At 49.4% G+C, this 24031-nt stretch carries 23 protein-coding genes and 1 tRNA gene; 16 read left to right on the top strand and 8 right to left on the bottom strand.

The features are described from left to right. Positions 1-924: 924 nt before the first annotated feature. Both ACW9SV_RS09920 and ypfJ read right to left on the bottom strand, forming a co-directional pair. A complete protein-coding gene (locus ACW9SV_RS09920) occupies positions 925-1233 on the bottom strand; it encodes a hypothetical protein (protein WP_479556604.1) in 309 nt (102 codons plus the stop codon). Positions 1234-1824: 591 nt separating this feature from the next. Then, positions 1825-2727: a KPN_02809 family neutral zinc metallopeptidase gene (ypfJ, locus tag ACW9SV_RS09915; protein ID WP_479556603.1), complete on the bottom strand. Its 903-nt coding sequence runs from the start codon at positions 2725-2727 to the stop codon at positions 1825-1827. 514 nt (positions 2728-3241) lie between these two features. Here ypfJ and ACW9SV_RS09910 point away from each other — a divergent pair. Continuing rightward, positions 3242-4045: an SDR family oxidoreductase gene (locus ACW9SV_RS09910; RefSeq protein ID WP_479556602.1), complete on the top strand. Its 804-nt coding sequence runs from the start codon at positions 3242-3244 to the stop codon at positions 4043-4045. A gap of 18 nt (positions 4046-4063) precedes the next feature. Then, positions 4064-4975, top strand: a complete 912-nt coding sequence (locus ACW9SV_RS09905) for a helix-turn-helix domain-containing protein (protein ID WP_479556601.1) — start codon at positions 4064-4066, stop codon at positions 4973-4975. A 56-nt stretch (positions 4976-5031) separates the two neighbouring features. On the opposite strand, the gene ACW9SV_RS09900 is transcribed toward ACW9SV_RS09905, so the two are convergent. Next, entirely contained in the window at positions 5032-6831 is a 1800-nt protein-coding gene (locus ACW9SV_RS09900) for a glycoside hydrolase family 9 protein (RefSeq protein ID WP_479556600.1), read from the bottom strand. A gap of 249 nt (positions 6832-7080) precedes the next feature. Between ACW9SV_RS09900 and ACW9SV_RS09895 the strand changes: the two genes are divergently transcribed. Further along, positions 7081-7377 carry a hypothetical protein gene (locus tag ACW9SV_RS09895; RefSeq protein WP_479556599.1) on the top strand — a complete coding sequence of 99 codons (297 nt, stop codon included), beginning with the start codon at positions 7081-7083 and terminating at the stop codon, positions 7375-7377. 9 nt (positions 7378-7386) lie between these two features. Here ACW9SV_RS09895 and ACW9SV_RS09890 read toward each other — a convergent pair. After that, positions 7387-7460 (bottom strand) — tRNA-Ile (locus tag ACW9SV_RS09890). 74 nt (positions 7461-7534) lie between these two features. Between ACW9SV_RS09890 and ACW9SV_RS09885 the strand changes: the two genes are divergently transcribed. Further along, entirely contained in the window at positions 7535-8179 is a 645-nt protein-coding gene (locus ACW9SV_RS09885) for an HAD family hydrolase (protein WP_479556598.1), read from the top strand. Continuing rightward, on the top strand, positions 8169-9293 hold the full coding sequence (locus ACW9SV_RS09880; RefSeq protein ID WP_479556597.1) for a site-2 protease family protein: 1125 nt from the start codon (positions 8169-8171) through the stop codon (positions 9291-9293). Before ACW9SV_RS09885 ends, ACW9SV_RS09880 begins: the two co-directional genes overlap by 11 nt. Positions 9294-9567: 274 nt before the next feature. On the opposite strand, the gene ACW9SV_RS09875 is transcribed toward ACW9SV_RS09880, so the two are convergent. Genes ACW9SV_RS09875 through ACW9SV_RS09860 form a run of 4 tightly spaced genes read right to left on the bottom strand, consistent with a single transcriptional unit; the run spans position 9568 to position 15212 of the window. Beyond that, on the bottom strand, positions 9568-9873 hold the full coding sequence (locus ACW9SV_RS09875; RefSeq protein WP_479556596.1) for a rhodanese-like domain-containing protein: 306 nt from the start codon (positions 9871-9873) through the stop codon (positions 9568-9570). Beyond that, entirely contained in the window at positions 9870-11705 is a 1836-nt protein-coding gene (locus tag ACW9SV_RS09870; RefSeq protein ID WP_479556595.1) for a T9SS type A sorting domain-containing protein, read from the bottom strand. Before ACW9SV_RS09870 ends, ACW9SV_RS09875 begins: the two co-directional genes overlap by 4 nt. A gap of 8 nt (positions 11706-11713) precedes the next feature. Continuing rightward, complete coding sequence (locus ACW9SV_RS09865) at positions 11714-12508, bottom strand: PASTA domain-containing protein (RefSeq protein WP_479556594.1); 795 nt, start codon at positions 12506-12508, stop codon at positions 11714-11716. Positions 12509-12512: 4 nt separating this feature from the next. Next, positions 12513-15212, bottom strand: a complete 2700-nt coding sequence (locus ACW9SV_RS09860) for a D-alanine--D-alanine ligase family protein (RefSeq protein WP_479556593.1) — start codon at positions 15210-15212, stop codon at positions 12513-12515. A gap of 385 nt (positions 15213-15597) precedes the next feature. On the opposite strand from ACW9SV_RS09860, the gene ACW9SV_RS09855 reads away from it, so the two are divergent. From ACW9SV_RS09855 to ACW9SV_RS09805, 11 genes are all read left to right on the top strand, one after another. Further along, positions 15598-15936 (top strand): hypothetical protein, encoded by a 339-nt coding sequence (locus ACW9SV_RS09855; protein WP_479556592.1) that lies wholly within the window; start codon positions 15598-15600, stop codon positions 15934-15936. Between the two features lie 85 nt (positions 15937-16021). Then, positions 16022-16450, top strand: coding sequence for a hypothetical protein (locus tag ACW9SV_RS09850; protein ID WP_479556591.1), 429 nt, complete (start codon positions 16022-16024; stop codon positions 16448-16450). Positions 16451-16695: 245 nt separating this feature from the next. Continuing rightward, a complete protein-coding gene (locus tag ACW9SV_RS09845; RefSeq protein ID WP_479556590.1) occupies positions 16696-17412 on the top strand; it encodes an SGNH/GDSL hydrolase family protein in 717 nt (238 codons plus the stop codon). Positions 17413-17532: 120 nt separating this feature from the next. Continuing rightward, positions 17533-18168: a hypothetical protein gene (locus ACW9SV_RS09840; RefSeq protein WP_479556589.1), complete on the top strand. Its 636-nt coding sequence runs from the start codon at positions 17533-17535 to the stop codon at positions 18166-18168. Positions 18169-18405: 237 nt separating this feature from the next. Then, on the top strand, positions 18406-19029 hold the full coding sequence (locus ACW9SV_RS09835) for a hypothetical protein (RefSeq protein ID WP_479556588.1): 624 nt from the start codon (positions 18406-18408) through the stop codon (positions 19027-19029). Positions 19030-19036: 7 nt separating this feature from the next. After that, a complete protein-coding gene (locus tag ACW9SV_RS09830; RefSeq protein WP_479556587.1) occupies positions 19037-19345 on the top strand; it encodes a winged helix-turn-helix domain-containing protein in 309 nt (102 codons plus the stop codon). Positions 19346-19420: 75 nt separating this feature from the next. Beyond that, complete coding sequence (locus tag ACW9SV_RS09825; protein ID WP_479556586.1) at positions 19421-19753, top strand: potassium transporter KefB; 333 nt, start codon at positions 19421-19423, stop codon at positions 19751-19753. A 53-nt stretch (positions 19754-19806) separates the two neighbouring features. Next, a complete protein-coding gene (locus tag ACW9SV_RS09820; protein ID WP_479556585.1) occupies positions 19807-21051 on the top strand; it encodes a hypothetical protein in 1245 nt (414 codons plus the stop codon). 6 nt (positions 21052-21057) lie between these two features. Then, on the top strand, positions 21058-21336 hold the full coding sequence (locus tag ACW9SV_RS09815) for a hypothetical protein (RefSeq protein WP_479556584.1): 279 nt from the start codon (positions 21058-21060) through the stop codon (positions 21334-21336). Then, the gene (locus tag ACW9SV_RS09810) at positions 21324-22103 is read left to right on the top strand and encodes a DoxX family protein (protein WP_479556583.1); all 780 of its coding nucleotides are present in this window, start codon (positions 21324-21326) and stop codon (positions 22101-22103) included. The genes ACW9SV_RS09815 and ACW9SV_RS09810 overlap by 13 nt, the downstream gene beginning before the upstream one ends. 169 nt (positions 22104-22272) lie before the next feature. Continuing rightward, a complete protein-coding gene (locus tag ACW9SV_RS09805) occupies positions 22273-23997 on the top strand; it encodes a serine hydrolase domain-containing protein (RefSeq protein WP_479556582.1) in 1725 nt (574 codons plus the stop codon). Positions 23998-24031 lie beyond the last annotated feature (34 nt).

Genomic DNA, 24031 nt, shown 5'->3' with positions numbered 1-24031 from the left:
GGACTATCTAATTCATTTGAATCACTCTTTTGGTTTAAAAGGTGTCTGGTAGAAACTCATACCAAAATGATTTTATAGTATATAAATAGGGGGTTGTATTTGATGGGCGTGGGTGTGTTTGTCGAATAAAATTGCTTTTGGTTTGGGCAGGTGAGTCTGACTACGGCGGATTGAAACCTTGGGTGAATGCGATAAAACTGGAAGTGAAGTCCACTCGAAAGTGTTGTTTGAAGGGTCATCTCTTAGCAATCTTAAGCAGCCACACTCTTAGACTAAGTTCAGATCTACCAACTCATCCAAAACGATTTGGGGCCTTATGTGAGATGATTGACTCTTAGCATTTGCCAAGCTTGAACCTATGGAATCCTAGGGAAAACCTCTACATTAGGGCATGGTTATATTTGAGAGCCTCTTTGCTACACTGGAACATGACACTGGCCTCAATTTGCTGAAGGTCACCTATGCAGACCGGAGGAGGTATGGGCTCGCCGACGTTGCCGCCCTCATGCATCGCGTAGGGGAACGCGCCTCCGCCTACGGGGTGAAGGGCCTGCTCTTGGACTCCTCCAGGTCTTTAAACTCCATGCCAGAAGCCGAGGCTGAGGCTGCGTCTAGGCACATCGTCGACACTTGCCGAACCTCCGGGATAGAGCGTGTCGCCCGGGTGGGGTCCCCAAGCATGATTTCCGAATCGAAGGTCAGGGACGGAATAAAGCGGGTCAGCCAAACGGAGCCCCTCCCCTTTGCGCTGCGGACTTTCTTAACCAGGGCAGAGGCGATGGGTTGGTTAGTAGGTGTCTCATAAGGGATACCGTAGGTGACTAGTACTCACATCCTATTCCGTCCTCCTGCCCCAGCGTTGGCTGGTTTGCTTCAGTCCTGGAATGTTGGACCTACAAGCAACAGTTTCTTTGCCCCATGTGGCTAGATATCCTCTATCGCGAAGGGCTTCGCGGGCTTCCTTCCCTTGGGTTCCTTAAGGGGTTCTTTAAGTGATTTCTTAGGCCGGTCCTCCATCTTTTCGTCCTCTCCATCCATAGGAAGGCTAAGTTTTTTGAAAGCAGTGGCTGCGCTGTGCAGCCAATTGCCCGCTCTCTCTCCCCTTAAGGCTGCCCCTAGAACTATACCTGCCCCTACTGCGCCCAACATCCCGTACAGCACCCGGCTATCTTTGATGAATGGCTTGACGGCCGTGTAGAGCGCCCTATGCCTCTTTCCTTTTTTCTTTGACATCTTATTGGTTTTTGAACAGTCATAGATTGTGGAAGTGCTTAATGTCGGGTGAGAGAAACATCGGTCTATCCACCTTCAGGTACGTGCCGGTGGGAGTTAGGTTCCTAAGTGGGCGTGCATCCTTTCGGTTCTGCCCGTTATCATTGCCTCTTTGGTTATTTTCTCAAAAACCGCAGTTTATGTGTACACAGATAAACCGTCTTCAGGAACTATACCCGGAAAGAGGAATTACCACATTTTAGCCGCTTGCATTGTCCCTACAGAGAAAATTTGCATTGGGAGCCTTGCCTTAAGCATAGAACCCTTGACATGGCAATCTAGTTAGTGTTAACCAGCAGACCTCCCCACATCGGGTCATGGGTTATCTGAATCCGACGCCACTTCAGCCTACAAGCTAAAGGCCATAATTCGTGTTTTGCAGTTTGCGGCCGTTTTCCGGAAAGGAAGCAAGATTTAGAAATTCCCAGAAGGGTTCTTCTACCTGTCTTTTCAGAATATTGTTAGCTATACTTTACAGCACCCCTAAACGGGAAATGAAGCCAATCCTCTCCACTAAATCTACACTATATATTTCTCGTTACCACTATTGCCCTATAACTCAGCAGCGTTGAAGGTATCCCCCTGGGACATGTCGCCGGTCTCAAAGCCTTTTCTGAACCACCTTACCCTCTGGGCGGAGGTGCCGTGGGTAAAGGAGTCGGGAACCACCCTGCCGGTGGATTGCCTTTGGAGATGGTCATCCCCGATGGCGCTTGCCGCGTTCAGGGCCTCTTCCAGGTCTCCGGGCTCCAGGAACCCGGTTGCCCTTTGGGTGTGGTGCGCCCACAGGCCAGCGTAAAAATCGGCCTGCAACTCCACCCGTACCATCAGCCGGTTGAACTCCGTCTCTGACAACCGGCCTCGCATCGCGTTCACCTGGTCCATGGTGCCCAGGAGCTTCTGCACGTGGTGACCCACCTCATGACCCACCACATAGGCCTGCGCGAAATCCCCTTCGGCGCCCAGTCTGTTTTCCATCTCGCCAAAAAAGCCCAAGTCTATATACAGTTTCTCATCCCCGGGGCAGTAGAACGGCCCCGAAGCGGCCGAGGCAAGCCCGCAGGCCGAGTTCACCTGGTTGGTGAATAGCACCAGCGTAGGTTCTCTGTACCCTTGCAGTAACCTGTTCCAGACGTCCTCTGTGTCTGCCAGCACGGTGGCTGTCTGTTCGGCCAGTTGCTGTTCCTCCGGGCTCCGTTGGGAGGGGCTTGACTGGCCGTACTGCGGCTCACCGCCCACGAACTGCTGCAGGAGCGCTATTGGGTTGGTTCCCGTCAAAAAGAACACCACGGCCAGTATGCCGACAATCACCAGCCCTGCCTTCGAGAAGAGGAGTCGGAACAGGGGTAACAGCAGCATGGGGTTGATGCCCCTGCCGCCACCTCCGAACCCGCCCCCTGCTTGCCCCCTACGGTCTTCTACATTACTGCTTTTTCTTCTGCCTTGCCATTTCATTTGTATCTATTTTGAATGAAGTGAAGGGTAGCGTGTTGAGATGTCCCCAGTTTGTCGCTGGAAAAACCCCTCTTCTACCCGAGCCGTATAACGGGGCGCGCCGCCACTTGGATGCACGCAGTTCCCGCGAAATCCTTGCAAGGGTGTACAAGGGCAATAGCCCTGTACAGTATGGACTTTTTATAACATTGGGCATCCATTTGGAAAGGAATGCAGGAAAGGATAGGATAAGAAACGGAGAGAATTTAGAATTACCCTAATGCCGGTAGAACCCCGACATTATAAGTCTTAAGTGAGCCAAACCAGGGAAACGGTCAGCAGGCTAAGGAAAAATCTCACCACCCACAGGAACCCCAAGGAAAACACCTAGCCGGACCGGGGAAGATCGTGGCAGGCCTTAAAAGGAAACCCTCCCGGAAAAGACTGCTTTCTAAATTTAGATACAACTACCCTCGTTTTGGATACGAATACCTTTTAAAAGGTACCGACTTTTGCATCATCAACATAAAAAAATATGCGAAAGACAATCTTTATAACAGGTGCATCTTCAGGTTTGGGTAAGGCTACAGCAAAGTTGTTTCAATCACAAGATTGGAATGTAATTGCAACCATGCGGAATCCCGGAAAGGAGACACAGTTAAATCAATTGGATAATGTAACGCTCTTACCGCTTGATGTAACCGATTCGGCCGAAATCAAATCTACGGTAGCTAAAGCAATTGAGCTCCACGAGATAGATGTGGTTTTCAATAATGCGGGATACGGGCTTATGGGGGCAATGGAGGCATTCAGCGATGGGCAAATAGAAAGGCAGATCAACACCAATCTAATGGGAGTCATCCGGGTGACGAAGGAGTTCATCCCTTACTTCAGAGCCAGACAATCAGGGGTCTTTGTCAGCACCACTTCCATGGGCGGACTTCTCGCTTTTCCTTTACATGCTATTTACCATGCCACCAAATTCGCTGTAGAAGGCTGGTCAGAGAGTATGTCGTTTGAATTGGGATTACACAATATCCGTATTAAGACCGTTGCCCCGGGAGCTATTGCTACAGATTTCACAGGACGTTCATTAGACAAAACCTCCCATCCTGAATACACAAGATTGGAGAACAAGCTTTTCTCTAACATTGACCTTATGATGAGTAGTGCATCAAGCGCGGAACATATTGCGGCTGTGGTGTATGAAGCAGCGACCGACGGCAAGGACCAGGTATCTTATGTAGCAGGCGAAGACGCAAAAGCGATTTACGCAAGGCGTTTGGAAATAGGCAGTGATGCTTTCAGAAATGAGATAAAGACGCAATTCCTAGGTTAAACCTATATTAAATTAGTCATGCATATCATCAATTCCATCATAGAATTCCATCGTCTGTTAGCCTTGCCAGAGCCACGGCATCCCTTGGTAAGCGTTGTGCATGTTGAAGACATACATTTTACAGAGAATTCCATATGGGAGCATTTTATCCTGGATTTCTATACCATTTCGCTGAAAAGAGGGGTTCAGGCAAAAGTGAAATATGGTCAGCAGTACTATGACTATGACAAAGGTGTTATGAGCTTTACGGCTCCAAGGCAGGTCAAATCCATTGACTTTTCCGATTCAAATGCCTCTGCCGTAGATAGCGGAGCAGGTTATGTACTGCTGTTGCACCCTGACTTTCTATACGGCCACCCTATTGCAAGTACCATCAGGGACTATGGTTTCTTTTCATATGCGGTTAATGAAGCTTTGCATATTTCAGAGAGGGAAGAGAAAAGTATATTAGATACTTTCCTAACCATTGAACAAGAGAGTCAATACATTGACAAACACACACAAGGTATATTGCTTGCCCATATCGAATTGTTACTCCAATACAGCAATCGTTTCTATGAAAGGCAATTTACCACGCGCAAAAAAGCTGGCTCCGACTTGCTCGCTAAGATTGAGCAGTTACTAAACCAGTATTTGGAGCAGGAGGAAGGCCTGAGAAGTGGACTGCCGACGGTTGAGTTCCTGGCAAGTAAAACCAATTTATCATCCTCCTACCTTAGTGATATGATGCGTTCGCTCACAGGGCAAACTACCCAGCAGCACATTCACGAGAAGTTGATTGAAAAAGCCAAGGAAAAGCTTTCTGCCACAAATTTGTCAGTCAGTGAAATCGCCTACGGGTTAGGTTTTGAATATCCGCAGTCATTTAATAAATTATTCAAAAACAAAGTCAAGATCTCTCCATTGCAGTATCGACGGTCATTCAATTGAAAAGCACTACCGCTAACATTGTCAATACCTGCTTTACATAAAACCGTTTATAAGATCTACTCTGTCACCTCCATTTTATTCTGAAGTGCCTCCAAGGCTCCTGAGAGATACACCAAGGGGGCGTTCCAGCAGATGGCGATCTCGTTGGAGGCGTAGGAGCAGGCTGAATCGAGGTACATCTCGTCAGGTGAGCTGGCGGTATACCCCTCGCACCTGTCCTGCTTATTTGCCTGCCCGTTGGGCCCTCCGGCCAGCAGCCCGGGGACCGGTTCCCAGATCCCGTCCGCCACGGAGGGACCGTGGAGGGGGGCCTTTGGGGACCTTTCGCCGAAGCCAGTCACAAAGGAGAAACCCACGGCATTCCTTCCCAACAGGTAGTCGAGGTTCGCCAGCGCCGAACGCAGGTACCTTGGGTCATTGGAAGCCTTGTAGGCCTGCACCAGCGCGATCCCCTGGTGGGCCGCCACCGAGCTGCTGCCCCAGATGAAATCCTGCGCCGCCCTCCCCATTACGGTCCTGTAAGCCCCAGAGGCAGCCCCTTCCACCATCGCGCCCGCCTCCTTCAGCAACCTGGTTCTGATAAGGGCAACGTCCTGCCTGGCGATCGGTGTCAGGCCCGCGCTATGCCTGAGCAGGGTGTAATAGCCCAGCAGCCTTACCTGCTGCCAGCCGGGGAGCGGCATCCGGGCGTCAGGCAGCATCTTGACGGCCCTGTAGTAGCCTTCCTGCAGGGTAGTGGCGTACAGCTCGGAGGCCGCCCAGATAAACTCATCGCCGAAGTCCCTATCGCTGTAGGGGCCGGTCCTTATGTCCGGCTCGAACCCGGCGTTCACCCTTCCCTGGTCATACTCCACGCCGGGGTTCCCCCTGGCCCAGGCCCAGGCCTTGGTGGCGGCCTTCAGGCACGAATCCGACAGGCCCGGGAAATCCTTCGGGAAGTCCCTGTACACACGGGAGGCCTGCGCCATCACAGCCGCGAAGCCAAGAGTGGCGCCGGTTCCCTTCTGCACGACGTACCTGGGCCCGGTGGCCTTATGGGGCATGGCCATCTCGCCGAAGGTAGGGTTGGTGAGCTTGTGGTAAACCCCGCCGTCAGCGGGGTCCTGCATGGCCAGCATCCACCGCAGGTTCCAAAGGGCCTCGTCCAGAATGTCGGGCACCTTGTTGCCGCTCTCCGGGATGCCGAGCCGCTGGGCCTGGTAGAAGCGCGGGAAATCCTCGTAGGCCGACAGCAGCGTGCCCATGGTGATAGCGCTGCCCACGATGTACTTGTTGTAGTCCCCGGCGTCATACCATCCGCCCGGCGCGGAGATGGCCGTCCCGGCAGGCCGCCGGGCGGAGGCGGCGGAGGCGTGCACCAGCACGAGGGTGTCTGGGTGGCCGGCGGGCCGGTGCCACCTGCCGGCGAACTCCTCCGGCAGCCCTGCCGAGGACCGCTGGTAGTAGAAGCCTTTGAGGGCAGCCGCGGACAGGTCCCGGTGCACCCCCTCCTTTATCTCGAAAGCGTAGGATTGCCCTACCCCCGGGATGTCCAGCACGTACGCCCCGGGGGTGCGGAATACGCTAAAGTCGGCTACCCTGGTGGGTTTGCCGGAAAGTTCCGCCCGCTTAGCCTCGGACAGCTTCCCGGTAAAGACGGTATCCGTTGAGCCTGCCGGCTTCAGGTGGAAGTACCCTCCCTTGCCCTCACCAACGAGCACCGCCACCTTGGGCGCGTTGGGGTAGAACCCTATCTGGTTCAGGCGGATGCTCCCCTGGCCCGGAGCAGCCTCCATCGTTTGGGGACCCTGGGCCTTTGCGCGGGTGAGGGAGAGGCACAGCAGGAATACGCTGAGTAGTCTAAGGAAGGTATGCATGTTCTGCTTCGGATCGTAGGCCCCAAGATAGGGAAACTACCGTTGCGATGACCATTGTGTTGGCCAACTAAGTAATGGGAGTACCACTTGCCAAGGAAACTTCCACTGGGGGCCTAGGCTAGCGTGTGCCTGAGCCCTGCTGTGACGTCGCTTGCTATACTACAATGAAATATATGTTAAAAATACAAAGCCAAAGCAGGAGTCCCTGGTTTAGGATGGCCTATTGTATTCAGCAACTTGCCTGTGGGCTTGGAGGTTGTTCAATCCAGGTTAGCAAATACAACCCTTGAGGCTGTTAGACCAGAAGGATTCGTAACAAGCCCTACGTGTACTTCTTCTGGAAGCCCTTCTATAGCACCTCAGCACCCATTTAGAAAAACAAAGAAAAACATAATCAAGGAGAATGGAGAGGCTTTAAAAATAGCTTTGCTAATTGGAATATCTCCACCCTCGGTTTACTTAGATGGCCCAACACAAAAGGAATTGTTTGAAAATTGTTTGGAAACAAAAAAGCACTTACTCCAATTTAAGGATGTAAGTGCTTGATTTTCAATGTGGGCCCACTTGGAATCGAACCAAGCACCTACTGATTATGAGTCAGTTGCTCTAACCGAATGAGCTATAGGCCCGGCCAAATCTTTGATTTGGGAGTGCAATTCTACACATTTGTGTTTTAAAACACAAAACAAAACCTTCAATTAACGTGGACTTTTCTTCAGTAAAGAATATCATTTTTGACCTGGGTGGTGTCATTATTAACATTGATTACGCGAAAGGCACTGATGCCTTGAAAGCCTTCGGCAAAACAGGCGTAGAGGTAGATTTCAGCCAAAAGGCTCAATCTGAGTTGTTTGATTTATATGAACGCGGCGATATTTCATCAGAGGAGTTTCGCGAAGGCCTTCGGAGAGAATACCACTTGGAGGCCTCCGATGAGCAGATTGACGAAGCTTGGAACAGCCTGCTGCTGGATATTCCGGCGGAGCGAATAGAGTTACTGCGGGAGTTAGGAAAAAAGTACCGCTTGTTCCTGCTCAGCAACACCAACGCCATCCACATGATCGCCTTTAACAAAATAGTGTCTGACAATTTCGGCATCCCTAGCCTGGATAGTCTCTTTGACAAAGCCTACTACTCGCACCTGGTAAGAAAGCGGAAACCGGGTGCCGAGGTCTTTGAGCACATTTTAGAGGAAAACAGCTTAAACCGCGAGGAGACGTTGTTTATTGACGACAGTATCCAGCACATAGAGGGAGCCAAGCAAGTGGGCCTACAAACCATTCACTTAACTCCGCCCCTTACCATTAACAAAGTGCTGAAGGAGGCTCTTACCGAGCATGGGGCGTAAGCTTGCAATACATGTCCTGCTTTTTTTAGTAACGCTGGCCACCACCACCCTTGCGGGGGCCGAGTGGCGTTATGGCAGGGCTTTCTTTTATGGTCCTGAAGGATTCATCTGGCCTCCTGCCCTCACCTGGTCACAGGTGGCAGGGGGCATGGCCTTCTCGTTTACGTTTCTGCTTTTCCTGACAGCCCATGAGTTTGGCCATTACCTCACGGCCCGCTTTTACCGGGTGCGGGTAACGTTGCCCTATTACATTCCTATCTGGCTGGGGGTCACCTTCGGGATTGGCACTATGGGAGCGTTTATTAAGATTAAGGAACGCATTTTCTCCCGGAAAGAATTCTTTGACATTGGTATTGCCGGTCCTTTGGCGGGCTTTGTGGTGGCGTTGGTTTTATTGGCGTACGGGTTTACCCACCTTCCTCCGCTGGAGTACATTTATTCCATTCACCCAGATTATCGGGTTTGGGGGCAGAACTACGAGGCTTATGTGTATTACCGTGCCGATGATCTGGCCATTGGCCACAATATCTTGTTCTGGCTATTTGAACAGTATGTAGCTGATCCTGCGCTGTTGCCCAGCAGATACGAAATCACCCACTACCCCTTTCTGTTTGCAGGGTTTCTTTCGCTGTTCTTCACGGCTTTAAACCTATTACCCATCGGGCAATTAGACGGGGGACATATTCTGTACGGGATGATGGGGTATGAACGGTTTAACCGCCTGTCCCCTATTCTGTACACCCTCTTCATCTTCTACGCTGGCTTGGGCTTGCTTTCGCTGGACATTAACCTGGAAGAAGACTGGTGGAAATGGGCAGGCTACGCGCTTTACCTGGTGATTGTGTTCCGGCCCTTGTTTCCAGATGTCCAGAGAGGGTTTTGGGTAGCCGCCGGGGTTTTAGGGGGGCAGGTGCTGGTTCAAGTGCTTTGGCCTCAGGTACAAGGCTACAACGGATGGTTGGTTTTCGGGTTGATTTTATCCCGGGCCCTTGGGGTCTTTCATCCGCCCAGCCCCAATGAAGAACCCTTAAGCAAGGGAAGGATCTTACTGGGTTGGTTTGCTCTGGTCGTGTTTGTCCTTTGCTTCAGCCCGGCTCCTTTTATTATTGATTAAAGTCGGCTTTTGGGCCTAATTCCAGAAAATACCTTTAAAACACAGAGCTTTACCGGTTCTGTGTTTTTTTATGGGTAGATCTTCCTTAAAGAAAATCTTCTAAGATAATATTTGCCAGTCCTTTGCTTATCCAAGCACAACTTTGCCAATCCATCCCACCTACATTGTTTGGTTTCAAACAGGAGCTTACAACAAAGTTAAAATAAAAGGCCCACCCGTTTACGGGCTCTTTTCTGGAAAGAGCCTTTAAACGGGTGGGCCTTTTTGTGAGAGACTATGCTTCGTTATAGGCCAACATACCGCCAATCACGTTGCGGACGTTGGTAAAACCTTGCTGCTGCATAATGGCTTGGGCCGTGGCAGACCGCTTGCCAGAGCGGCAGTGCACCAGAATCTCCTGGTCTTTGTACTCTTCCAGTTCATGGAGGCGCTCAGGCAATGAACCCAGCGGAATCAGCTTGGCGCTGGCAATGTTTTGTTCTTCATGCTCCCAAGGCTCGCGCACGTCTAAAATGATGGGCGTTTCATGGTTGGCCAAACGTTGTTTCAGTTCGGCGGCGGTAATATCAGCAGTAATCATTTTTGAAGAATTAGTTTAGCGGTCCTAAGTTGGTTTCCTTTTCGGGCTTTTACAAGATAAATTCCGGTGGGCAGCGCGGCAGATACGGTAAGCCGCTGACCTCTGGGTACTTTATTCCAGGTCTGGAGCAGTTGGCCGGAAAGGGAGTACAGTTGCAGTTGGTCGTAGGCCTGGTTGGGATAGAACGCCCCAGTGGCGGTGGGATTGGGGTAAAACAATGCCTCGCTTTGCGCCAACTCCTCCCCCGAAGACGTCAGGGTGCCGGTCATCAGGGGCCTCAAGAGCAAAGCGCCGCCCAGTTCAGGAACAGCGCCCCAGGCGGTGGCCCCGTTCATAGCAAATAGTTTGCCCTCTGCCCGCTCATTCAGGTCAAAGCCCACGTTCACAAAGGTGCCTCCGGTGGGTTGACGGTAGCCTACGTAAAAGCGTCCCTGCACCTCCACCTGCCGCTCCAGAGGTAGATCAAGCCAGTTATTAAGCCCTCCAGCCGCCGGAAGCACAAAACGCTGCTCGTACACCGGCTGATTTCCGGGAACCCCATTGTTATCGGCCCAGATGCGCAAAAACAACTCCGTACCGGGGGTGTTAGTGGCGGTAAAGAAAATCCGGACGGTCTTGATCCGATCAGGTTTGTTTAAATCATACTGATACGCCAGCTGAACAGCTGTGCCCGAAGGATAACTGAACCCGGTTTCAGCAGAACCATCGTCGTAGGCATAGAAATCCTGCAGGTGCGTCTGCCGCCGGAGCGTATCGTTGTAGCGGGTGTAAAAATTGGGTTCCTTGGTGTTCAAAAACAAAACCGTTTCCAGGGAATACGGTTGACTTTGGCTGGCCAGGAACGCGCTGGAGGGAGTTGCCGTGATAGAAGTTTTTGTGCCTCCATTCATAGGAGCACTGCCCCGCAGGAAGGTATCCACAACACTGGTGGTCAGGTTCTGCACCGATGCCCGCCAACTGAGCGCGGCCGGAACGTTGCTGAGGTTGGCCATTTCAGACCCTACCTGCTGCCGGGTTTCTGCTGCTGGGTTCTCCAGGAACTGCCAGATGGGCATGGCAGTGTACCGCTGCAGCAACGAAGGAAGCCGCTGAGTTAAAGCCACATCAAAGGTTTGTAGTTGCCCCAACCGCCTGTTTCTATCCAGGTACACATAGTCCACGTGCCAGACATCACGCAGGCCGTTCTGCCGACCGCTGCTAACCCACCTGAACTGAAAGCCGTTGTAAAGGTAGCGGCTTTCTCTGAGAGCAATCATTACTGGGGCAAACTCGGTTGAACGGCCCGTGCCTTTTTGGGTCCAGACAGGGTTCCAGGTGCCGTTGGCTTCCTTAAACTCTAGTTGCAGGTAATAGAGGCTGCCGCTGGAAAAATCAGGGGCATCCAATAACCCACCGGCTTGCCAGTAAAAGCTTAAGTAGATAGAGTCTTGGATCTGCACGCTGCCCAAGGCCAAGGGCTTTGACGTAAGCGTGTCGGTTGGTCCCACGGCAGTTGATGCGCCGTACGGCTTACCATCGGCCTTGAGGCCGTCAAACGTTGCCGCGAAGATGGAAGGCGGATTGGCGGCGTACCGGTTGGTGATAGAAACACCCCCGGGATTTTGCCAACGGGTAGCGTCTGGCCCACCTTCGGCTAAGGCAAAATCGTCAAAAAAAGGAAGAGAGAGGGTGTCGCCGGGCCCTAGAGGCTGAGGGATGGCAGTGGGTTTTAAGACTGTTTTCCCCGAACTGGCCCCCAAACCTGGAAGCGAGTTGAGCGGGGTCAGCACCTGTGCGCGGGCTGCCCATCCCCCAAAGATTAAAATCAGAAAGATGGTCAGCCCTCTATGCATAGGTTCTTTTATTGAATAGGCGTTACCGGTTGCGGGCCGGCCACCCAGATGTCTATCAATTCTCCGGTTCTGATCTTGGTTTTCACGCTGTCACCCGAGATCGGTCTTTGCTTCAATACGGTTCCGTCCAACTCACCGTTAGGGGCTTCCATGTAGATAACGGAACCAATCTGCAAACCTTGCCCGGTTACCAACATGGTAGCTTCGTCAATAGGCATCCCAACCAAAGAAGGCACCTCTAACTCGGTATTGCCAAGGCCGTTCCCAACTTCCAGGTCAATACGGGAGCCTTTGGCCACCGGTTCTCCGGGCTTGATCTCGCGGCCGTTCACAAACTGGCGCAGGATGGAGTTCTCGGCCAAGTCTGGCACATACTTGATGTCGCCCAGGTTCAGGTCATAGTTCTTCAGAATCATCTCGGCGTTTTTCACCGATCCGTCAATCAGCTTGGGCATTTTGATGAGCGGCGGATTCTTCATGTTGATGCTCACGTAGATCTTACGGCCTTCCTTCACTTTCTCACCGGCCTTGGGCTCCTGCGTGATCACCGAAAAAGGAGCCTTGCCCTGCTCATAGGTAGAATCACTCACGTAAAAGCGCAGATCTTTGTCGGCCAGGAAATCTTCCAGCTCATCTACGCTCATGCCGGCCAGGTTAGGCACCGAAATGGTTTCACCGTGGTTAGTGGTGCTGGGCAGATACACGAAGAAAAACAGAAACAACATAAGAAACACAATGGCCGCCATAATGACCAGGTGCTTGATCAAATCGCCCAAGGTTTGGGCTCTCAGAAAACCGCTCATTTACTTAAGAAATAACTTTTTTAGTACGCTCCATGCCAAACTGCAGGATGCGGTCAATGAAATCGTAAGGTTTGTAGCCGTTGATAGCCGTCTGGTGGAAGATACACGTGGCCGGGGTCATACCAGGCAAAGAGTTCACCTCAATGATGATGGTCTCCACTTTACCGTCTTCGTGCACGCGCACAAACGCATCGATCCGGGCGTAGCCTTCAATGCGCAGAATTTCGGCTACGCGCTTCAAGTCCTGCTTCACGTGGTCAGAGATGCGTTGCCGCTCCTCAGGATCACGGGCGTAACGGGCCGGGGTAATGTTCTGCCCCTCTCCTGCCAAAAACTTCTCTTCCAGACTAAGCACCTCACCTTCGGCCAACGCTTCTGAGGCTTCAAATATTTCGTACTCGGTGCGGCCATTCGGTCCGTAGCTGGTCAGCAATCCACCTGTAATCTCCAGGAAGTGCTTCGCCCCTTCGCGGGAAATCAGGTTCTCAATGAGGAAGTAGCCTTTCATAGGCACCTCTTCCTTGAAGCTCAGTTTCAGTACCTGCGCCGGGTTTTCCGGGATTTCAATGGAGTTTCTGAAAATCAGCTCAGAAAAGGCTTCCAGTTCCTCGCGGGATTTAATCTTCTTCACCGCCGAAGAACATCCGTCATCAGCGGGCTTGGCAATGAACGGATAAGCGAACCGCTCTTCAATCAATTGGAAGAACGCATCTTTATTGTCTTGCCAGTCTTTTTTGAAGGCCAGCATGTGTTCAGCCACGTGTACCCCGTTTTCGCGCAGGATGCGGTTGGTCTCAAACTTGTTGATGGTCACCTGGCTGGACTGAATGCCTGAACCGTTGTACGGAATCAGGTATTTCTCCAATTCGGTCTGCAGTTCCCCGTCCTCACCCGGACGACCGTGCAAGGCGATAAACACCGCATCAACCAGCGTTTGCAAGTGCTCATACGTCAAGCGCTGAGGCTTCTGCAGGGAGTTACCCGCATACAGACTGGTGATGCTGGAAGCTGCTTCTTTGATCTGAGCCAACACTGGGTGCGTAGGCACGCCTGCTTCTGAGGCCTCAATTTTCTCTTTGATGTCATCAGCATTGTCCTTCAACATGATGTTGATCGGAATCTGGTACAGCTGATGCGACTCCTCATTCCCGGTCAGGAAAATTGGAATGGGTTCGTATTTGGTAGATGAGGCCAGTTTCTCGTAGATATTCCGGCCGCTTTCCACGGAGATATGACGCTCAGACGAGTAACCGCCCATGATCACGCCCACGCGCAGCTTGTCATGACGGTGCGCCCGCTCATCGGCCATGGCCGAATCCAATCTTTTCAGCAAGCTGGTCAAATAGGCCGTGTTCTTCCCGCTTTTCACCCGCTCCGCCAAAGACGTCCGGATGATGTAGGTCAAGAACTGCGAAGGGTTCAAGCCGATCTCAGCCGCCTGGTGGAAGAAAAACGAAGAAGGCAACATACCCGACGTGGTGTTCGGGTCATTCAGGAAGATTTCACCAGCCTCGGTAATAAAGCCATCCAGACGCGCATACACGTTGAAGCCAAGGCTGGTGTACAGGCGCTCGCATTGTTGTCTGATTTCCTGGATCTGCTCGGTTGGCAAATCAATAGGGGTAATCTTGCGGCTCAGGCCGGGCAAATATTTAGAACGGTAGTCAAAAACCTCTCCCCCTTTTCTGATCTCAGTGGGTGGCAAGGCAATAGGGTGACCCGCCTGGTCCTGCACCACGATGCAGGAGAACTCACGGCCGTTGATGAACGCCTCAATGAGTACCTGCGTCTCGCTCTCCACGTTGGTGAGCGTGATGGTTTCGGGACCGTTTTCGCTAAAAGTGGCTGAAAGCAGGCTCAGCAGCTCTTCCGGTGCGTAGATTAGTCCTCCGTCTTGGGTTTGTACCGGCAAGCCGATGCCCTCGCGAATATCGGTTAAGGTTTTGATGAAGTTCAACTGCTGGTTGGCGCTCTTGCTGTTCCACTCGCTTTTCTTAATGGTCAGGGAGAACAGGCTGCGCGAAATGGCTTCTTCAAACAATTGAAGGTTTTTCTCTTTGATAATGGACACGCCAATAGAAGAACCCTGGTGCGGCGCTTTCAAAACCAAAGGCAAACCCAGATCAGCTACCAGGTTGTCCAGCAATGCGGCGCGGTCTTGGGTGGAGTGCCACTCCTGCAAGCTCAGAATGCGATAATCTGGGGTGGCGAACCCATGCTGCTGCAACAAGGCTTTCTGCGCGATCTTGTCAATACCAATCGCCGACGGCAAAATACCCGAGCCGGAATACGGAATGCCATACCACTCCAGCAAGCCCTGGATGCTACCATCTTCGCCGTACGGTCCGTGCAGCGTCAGGAAAGCAAAGTCAAACAGGTTCTTGAACTGGTGCGGGTGAATACGCTGTCCTACTCTAGAGGCAATGTCATTCAGCTCCTCTTCAGATAGCTGCCCCAACGACTCCAGGTACATCTGCAGGCCGTGCTCGGTGGAAGGCAGCACGTCTACCGGCGGATAGAAATCGCGGATGGTCCCCTTGTAGATGTAGTGCCAGTCCAGCAGAATGAAGTTACCCAGGCTGTCGGCAAACACCGGAACAGCCTCAAACAGTGACTTATCTAAATTATCGAAGACGGTGCGGCCACCAGCGAAAGAGATTTCGCGCTCCCGGGACGGCCCACCAAAGATGATTCCAATTTTCATTAGGGCAAAGATACTGGTTTTTGCTCTTTCGTTCCTAGTGCCTGCGGTTTCGGTTTAAAACCTGGTTAGCAAAGGAAGCCTTTCATCTGAAAACAACGTTCTTTGCTCCCATCGCTGTTCCGCTTTCGGGCCGGAAATCCATACCTTGATCCAAAACGAAAAGCAGCTTTCTTTCACCAGAAGCTTGCGGTAGGTATATTGCTCAGGCTATATAGAATTAGCAATAATGCTATTCCGGTTACCAGGTAGTTTTAGCCTAAAAAAACGGGTGATTGGTTATATGTATAGATTTAAGAAGCGGAGTTATTCAGTTAAAAAAATTGAGCTTATTATTTCAGGCTAAGAAAATTCATAATTGTACTAAAGCTTCTTACTTTGATTAAGGATGCTAAAGAAAAAGAAGCAAAAAAGTAGAAATTGGTCATTATCAGCAATTTTTGGAGGTGTAATCATACTTGTTATGATAGCTGATACAATTTATGTAGGAACTAGACAGTGGTTAGAAGATAAACTTCTTAATTCTGATGCTAAGACGATTAACGCAGTAGTAATAAGGGAAAAGAACTTTTTTGGTAACAGCCCAGTGTCACAAAAATATACTTACTCCTATAGCTTTATCTTGAATGGCAAAACATATAAAGACGATACTCACGACACAAAATACAGCATAGGTGATTCTATTTCAATTGAATATCACCCATCTTCCCAAGCTTTAATAAAGTAGCAGAAACAAATTGAAATTAGTCCCAACAAGGCATAAATAGCATTAATCGCTTTAAGCTTAGTAAAGTAGGTTGTTGTAAAAACAAATGATTAGATACTGGATAGAAATAAGTTTGTGGGTTGCACTAACAATTTGCTGGCTTTATTTGCACGGCTTAGTTCCAGGGTTTTCAGATTCTGCAAAATTGACTGCCCTTTGTTTATGGAGCATCATTACAATACTTAACATCAATAGAATAATAAAAAATTCTAAAAAGTATTTCCTCAAAGACCACCGCCTAATCATAAAAAGAATACTCAACCCAAAAATTGAAGTTAATCTATTTGATATCTATTCTTGGAGTCAAGAAACCTACATGCTTATAGGTTATACTACAGGTAGTAAACTAATACTAAATACCAAAGAAGGGAAAACACTTGAGTTATGGAAGCGAGACAATTCAACTGAGTTTAAAAAGTTAGCTGATTATTTGAACACCAATTTTATTGGAAACTACCTTGAAAAAGCAGTTTAAAAAGTAAACTACTTGCAAGGGATTGAAGCAGGTGGCCACAGAGCTAAAACTCTGTTTCTAGGCGGGTTTTCAAAATCCATCCGCTAAGCTTAAACTGGGTAGTAGTACCCATCTTGAATAGAAGCATCAAAACTTAGACATAAGATTAGTTATTTTTACGCTTCAAGAGATAACTTAAACTTCACAATTCAGAACTGATAATGTTTAGAAAAAAATCAAGCACGCGAACTATTAAATCCATCACAATGAAAGGAATTCTGAATTATTTGGTTGTTTTATTTCTTCTAATTTCCGCAAACGCTTATTCACAAGATAAGGGTGACAAGATTCCTTTTCAGAAATCCGCCAATTATGGTAAAACAGTTGCCGTGTTTGGAGGCTCTGTTTCCGTGATACCTGAGAGCGATAGTGCCAAAATTATGTGGCAAAGATCCTTAGGAATGAAGATTACCAATTATGGAGTATCTGGTGCAGGCTTTTCTTCCTTACAAGGAAAATCTATCCAAAAACAGGTAGATGAAGCAGGGGTATTTGATATCTATGTCCTTTGGGCTTCTACAAATGACTATACAAACAAAAGAGATAATGGGTCTTATACCGATTACACAGAATTTGATGGCTTTGACAAAAAGAAGTTAACTACCCAGGCAGGCGGGATTAATTATTGTATAAAAAAGATTTACGAGAAAAACCCCCATGCCATCATCTACTTTTTTACTTCAAGCAAAGCCTTTAATGATAGAGGTGGCTATGATCCATTAGTTGCCCAAGGAATGAATGAGTATGTTGAGATGCAAAAAAAGATTTGCGCCCTTCACGGAATACCTGTTCTAGATCAGTTCTCTTTAGGCGGGTATAATGTCTACAACAAGCAATTATATTATCGTGATCCTATCCATATGAATGCTCTAGGGTATAAGAAGTTAGGAGAGTTACAGGTGTCCTTTCTTGCTTTTCCATGATTCGCTAGGGCCTGTACTTACGCCCATCAACTATGGTTTGAAGTCAAAATAAGCCTAAGGCTAATTATCCTCAGTACCTAAGTACGTAACATTAGCTAGACCATACAGTATCTTTTTCAAATGAGAACAGTCATCGTCCTTTTACTTTTAGCAGTAACTAACATAGCGTACTCCCAAAACAAGGGGAAGGATTATGAGATCTACATTAAATCTAAACCAAGCGCCACCTATTCTAAAGCCGGTAACTCTCCTCACGAGTTCAGCCTTACGATCAAGAAGACAGACAAAGCCACAAAGATTATTTACTCTAAACTAGACAGTGTTGATTATAACCGCCTGGGGCAGGATAAGGAGTTCGAGAAAATTAGCGGGTTGTATTTTGCTGAACAATCATTTAATAACCCTAACTCTCCTGAAAGTAAGGAATTCATAAACCGGCTTGATCAATTGATGCAACAGTATTCGGTCTTTACCCTAGACAGCATCCATCTGAAGAACAACAAGAACAAATCCTACCTAAAGACCCTTGAGGAATTCTACTCAGCAGATGAAGCCAGCTTAAAAAGTAAAGAAGGTAAAAACAGGATTGTGTTAGATGGATCTTTGGTTCACATCATTCAAAAGGATAAAAACGATATAGAAAAAGATATTTTTGTCAAATCACCTACTGCTGATTCACATCCTTTAATTCATAAATTGATAAATGAATCTTTGAACCTATACCGGGCCAATCAACCAACCTCCTCTTCTGAGTAGTTAACCACAATCGGTAATCACCCAAACTCACTTTTAAAGAAGCACCACCGCTACCAAGTGAGTCCGACCACGAACAACCCGTACACCAGCAAAATGGCTAATGAATAGCAGGAAGACCCAACCTTTAGTATTCGACTTTTAGGTTTTTTCCATTGGGTAAAAAATTTTAAAATTTTCTATCGTCTTTCTTGCTTATCCGTAAAGCCTTATTAACTTTGAATCGCAAAGTACTTTAATATGAATCAACAGCAAGACCAACTAGAAGCCCTGCACGAGATCCGTAACATCATGGACCGTTCGTCGCGGTTTATATCGCTCAGCGGGCTTTCGGGTATTTCGGCGGGAGTGACGGCATTGGCCGGGGCAGCTGTGGTCGTCTGGTACATGGGGAAGCATAACCTCTCCTACCGCGGAACGCAGGGGATGACCCTTAGCCAGGACAACCTCCTGTTCCTGATCTCCGTTGCTTTGGTGGTATTGGTGGTGGCGCTTGTCTTAGCCTCTTTGTTCACGATAAGAAGAGCCCGCAAAAATAACCAACGCATCTGGGACAGTAAATCACAGCGGCTGATGGTGAACATGGCTATCCCTTTAGCGGCAGGCGGGGTATTTTGCGCAGTGCTTCTTTACCATCAAATTTTGTACCTGGTGGCACCCGCCATGCTTGTCTTTTACGGCTTGGCTTTGATTAACGGCAGTAAGTACACCTTCAGTGATATCCGATACCTGGGTATCTGTGAGCTGGTACTGGGATTAGCCTCTAGTTTCTTTATAGGGTACGGGTTGCTGTCTTGGACAATTGGGTTTGGAGTGCTACATATTGTGTACGGCGCGCTGTTGTACTTTAAATACGAACGATAGACACTCTTTGAAAACGTTTCTTGAAAATATAAATAAAGCATTTGAGAGCAGAGCGCGGTTGGGCATCATGTCGGTGCTGATGGTGGAAGAAAGGGTGGATTTTAATACCCTGAAAGAAACCCTGCAACTCACCGATGGCAACCTGGCTAGCCACTTACGTGCTTTGGAGGAAGCCGAATACCTGCGTGTGGAAAAGCAGTTTGTAGGCCGAAAACCTCAGACTTCGTACCAAGCCACTGATGCGGGCCGTGAGGCCTTCAAAAGTCACTTAGACGCACTGGAGAAGCTAATTTTAAGTAACCGGCAAGGCGACTAATTTTTTTTGCCTACTTACTTTGTAAATCAAAGTACTTTAACAAATACTAAAATTCGCATTTTAACAATTATCATCATGAACCAGAACAATTTAAACACCCAGCCACACCAACCAGTCTCCTTTATGAAACCACTGCTCATGGGGGCAGGCATTGCCTTGCTGGTGATCCTCTTCTTTGTACTTGGCGCTGATCAACCGAACCCAGAATGGGGAAAATACTGGATGATCAGACCCTTGATCATTACTCCGGCCGCAGGTGCCGTAGGCGGGGCATTCTACGCCTTCATGCGCTACCAGAGTACCCGTGGTTTTAACAGATTCTTGGCTATCCTAATCAGCTTGGTTGTCTTTATCATTGGGCTGTGGCTTGGGGTTGTGCTGGGCTTAGACGGTACCATGTGGGATTAAAAACTCAGAGATACATTGTAGCGCCTCTTTAACTGCTTACAAAAACAAAAGCCATGCGAGACCAAATACTTTCAAACCTGCAAAACCCCAGCCAGCTGGAAAAGTTGTACCGGGGCAACAAAGCCCCTTTTAAGCGGGAGTTCAGCCATCTCTACCCAGATCTAAAAGGAAACCTCCTCGCCGATTACTGGAACGAACGCCTGAACTATGACTCAGATGACATTTCCTGGGGTTCCAGAAATGAGTTCCTGTTTGTGGTGGTGGCCGCTTTCATAGCAGGTCTATTTGCCAAACTGCCGGCCTTCTTCGCGATTGAGGAAGAGTTCTATTATCCGCGTAATATCAGTTTCCTGGTGTTTCCCTTTGTGGCGGCGTATTTCGCCTGGAAAAACAAACTGGCGGTAAACAAGATCCTATATCTCACCGGTATTCTTCTGGCCTGCCTGGTGTACATCAATTTCTTGCCCAACAATACTACCAGTGACACCCTGATCTTAGCCTGCATCCATCTGCCTTTGCTGCTTTGGGGAGTTCTTGGGGTTTCGTTCTCAGGTGATGAGATCAGGAGCTACCAGAAACGCCTTTCTTTCCTTCGCTTCAACGGAGATTTGGCGGTGATGTGTGCCTTGTTGGTGATAGCAGGGGTGATCATGACGGGCATTACCATTGGGTTGTTTTCCCTCATAGGGCTCAATATTGAAAAGTTCTACGGAGAGTACGTGGTGGCCTTCGGTTTACCGGCTGTGCCTATCGTGGCCACGTTCCTTACCCAGACCAATCCGCAACTGGTAAACAAGGTGTCGCCGGTGATTGCCAAGATATTCAGCCCGTTGGTTTTGGTCATGCTGATCATCTATTTGGGTGCGATCATCTTTTCCGGAAAAGACCCTTATAACGACAGAGAGTTCCTTTTACTGTTCAACCTCCTCTTGATCGGAGTCATGGCCCTCATCTTCTTCTCTGTTGCAGAAAGCTCAAACAAATCCGCCTCCACCTCAGGGGTGTGGCTCCTGCTTCTCTTGTCCATTGTTACGGTGGTAGTGAACGGCATTGCCTTATCTGCTATCTCCTTCCGGATCTCAGAGTGGGGTATTACGCCCAATCGTTTGGCGGTCTTGGGCGGCAACGTGTTGATTCTAGTGCATCTGCTCTTGGTGACCGTCATGCTGCTTAAAACCATCTCAAGGAAAGCCGCCCTTACCGAGGTAGGAAGAGCCATTGCTTTGTACCTCCCGGTTTACTTCGTCTGGACAGTTATTGTGGTATTCATCTTCCCGTTGGTATTCGACTTCAAATAAACCATCATGAACAATACACTAAGTGTAGGGAATATGGCAGGTTGGGCATTTGCCGCCCTCCTGGTAGTAATTGGCATTCTGAATCTGCTGTGGGTGCACCCCGTGCCGGGGATTGCCTACCTTGTTTTTGCCTGCCTGTACTTACCGCCGGTTAATACCCTACTTCGGGAAAGAGTTGGTTTCGCTATTCCGCTTTTGGTGAAAATCATCTTAAGCATCCTGCTGGTCATGTTCACCTTAGGGGTAAGCGATCTTGGAGATATGATTGACCAATGGGCCAGGTAGACCTTCTTCGTGACCAAACATACCCAGCCTTAAAGCAGAACCTTACCAAGGAAGACATGAGCATTTCTTCTAAGCTAGACCAACTCCATTCCCAAGCCAGGGAAAACAGATGGCTCTACTTATTTGCCATCTTCAATCGGGTGGCACTGGCAGCGGGGTTTATCCCCTCAGGCATGGTCAAGATTATGGGGGAGCGGTTCACGGTTTTATCGGTGAATCACCCCATGGGGAACTACCTGGAAGCGGTGTACAAAACGGGATTTTACTACACCACCATTGGGGTGCTGCAAGTAACGGCCGCAGTTCTGTTACTGATTCCCCGCACGGCGGTGTTGGGTGTGGTGATCTATTTCCCCATCATTCTGAACATCTGCATCTTGTCCATCGCGGTGCGTTTTGAGGGGTCCTTTGTCACCTCGCCTTTGATGGTATTGGCTAACCTGTACCTGCTTTGCTGGTATTACCACAAATGGAAGTCCCTTCTCCCCTTTAACCAGGAACCTACCCAGCATGAATTACCTAAGTGGAGGAATTTAAGCAGAAAGTTTCCTACCAAGTTCTTTGCGGGTGTGATCGCAAGTGTGGCCTTAGTAGTGCTGTTTCACCGCTTCGGGTTTGAGTTGATGCCTTACAACACCATGAAAGAATGCAGAAGGCAATGTGAAGACAGCGCCAGTCCTCAGGCATGTGAAACGTTTTGTGCGTGTATTCATCAGGAAGGCCAGCCTCTTGAAAAATGCTTAGAAGCCTATGAGAAAGCTAAATAGAGAAACCTTTTAATTAATCATTGCGCCAATAAAAATTTGACCTACCCTTAAAATCAGGAACGCAAAGCCACTTATGGCTATTTTTTTGATTTTTTACTTTGAAATTCAAAGAACTTTTAAATCACCAACACTCAGCATTAATCAACCCCAAAACTTAAAATCAAAACGTATGAAAACAGAAGTAAACAAACTCTACTGGGCCCGTAATAACAGGTCAAAGGGGTTCAAAACCCTCTTCTCTATCCGCCAAGTTGCCTTTCTGGTAACATTGCTGGCCAACCTCTTTTTTCTGGGCAACCTTAGTCATGCGCAGGACAAAACCGGTGAAGTAGACAAAATTTTTCAATGGGCTACCAAAGACAAACCGGGGTGCTCGTGCGCCGTCTCGCAGAACGGAAAGATGGTGGTAAACCGGGCTTACGGATTGGCCGATCTGGAGCGGGAAGTTCCGCTTTCCTCTAATTCCATCTTTGACATCGGCTCTGTGAGGAAGCAGTTTATCGCGGCGGCTACCCTCCTGTTGGTGGAAGAGAAGCGCCTTTCCCTTTCTGAGGACATCCACAAGTATCTGCCGGAGCTGCCTGACTATGGTCACAAGATCACGTTGGATCATTTGCTCACCCATACCAGCGGCATCCGTGACTGGACGGGCATGTTGCAACTGGCCAACGGTAACCCTGATGCTTTGACGCTTATCCTGAGGCAGAAGGGTCTAAACTTTGTGCCCGGTGAAGAGTTCTCCTACTCCAACAGCGGTTATGTCTTGTTGGTGGAGATTGTGTCGCGCACCAGCGGAATGCCCTTCGCGGAGTTTGCCCGCCAACGCTTGTTTGAGCCGCTGGGGATGAAGTCCACCGTTTACGTAGCCGACATGACCGACATGGTCAAAAACAGGGCTTTGGCTTACGAGAAAAAGAAAGACGGCTGGAAACTGGACATGTACCTTGGCAATGACCGGGGCGGCGGCGCTATCCTCAGCACGGCCGGCGACCTCGTCCTCTGGAACGATGCCCTTACCAGCAAGCGCCTGGGAACGTTCGTAACCGAAAAGCTTCAGGAACCGGCCAAGCTGAACAATGGCAGAAAACTGGGGTATGCCCGCGGCCTGTTTCTGGAGAACTACCGCGGCGTGAAGGAGGTGTGGCATTCTGGTGGTGCGGCCGGGTACCATACCTGGTTGGGCCGTTTTCCAGAGCAAGGCATTTCCATCGCAGTCTTGTGTAATTCAGACGCCATGGCCGCCACCGCAGTAGCAGAACGTATAGCCGACCTATTTGTGACTTACGATGAATCTCAGAAAGCCGAAGCCAAAATGCCGCCTGCCCTTACAGGGGAGGCATTGGAAGGAGCCAAAGCGCATTCGGGGCTGTTTATCAATGAGCGTACCGGAGAACAACTGCGCCTAGCCGTGGACCGCGACAGGTTCCGGATAGCAAATGGACCTGCTCTGGTGCCGGTGGGCAAAGACCGTTACCGCCGGCATGGCGCCTTTGTGCAATTCATGTCCCAAGACGAATTTGAGCTACACTTCTCCTCACCAGACCAACTGGAACTGAAGTCCATGGAAGGCAAGAAGACCCGTTACCGTCGGGCGCAGCCTTACACCCCCTCCCCCGCCGATCTTCAGGCTTTCACCGGTCGCTACACCAACCAAGAGATAGGGGCGTTTTTTGACATGTTTTCCGGAAACGAGGGCCTAAAAGGACGCGCCAATGATGCTCCCGGGAATGGCTTCGATTTCAAGCCGGTCCACCCAGACACCTTCCAGTTGGGAGGGATAACGGTGCGCTTCGTGCGGGACAAAGCCGGCAAAGTGGTAGCCCTGGATTATAGCAACCCGGTGGTTCGCAACATCAGATTCACCCGCCAAAACGACCTGACCAGCCGCCGTTAGCCTCCACTATTCAAACAGACCAAAGCGGTTCTGA

This window comes from Rufibacter sp. JT20002 (genome assembly GCF_056491185.1).
This window is presented reverse-complemented; position numbering and strand designations above follow the sequence as displayed.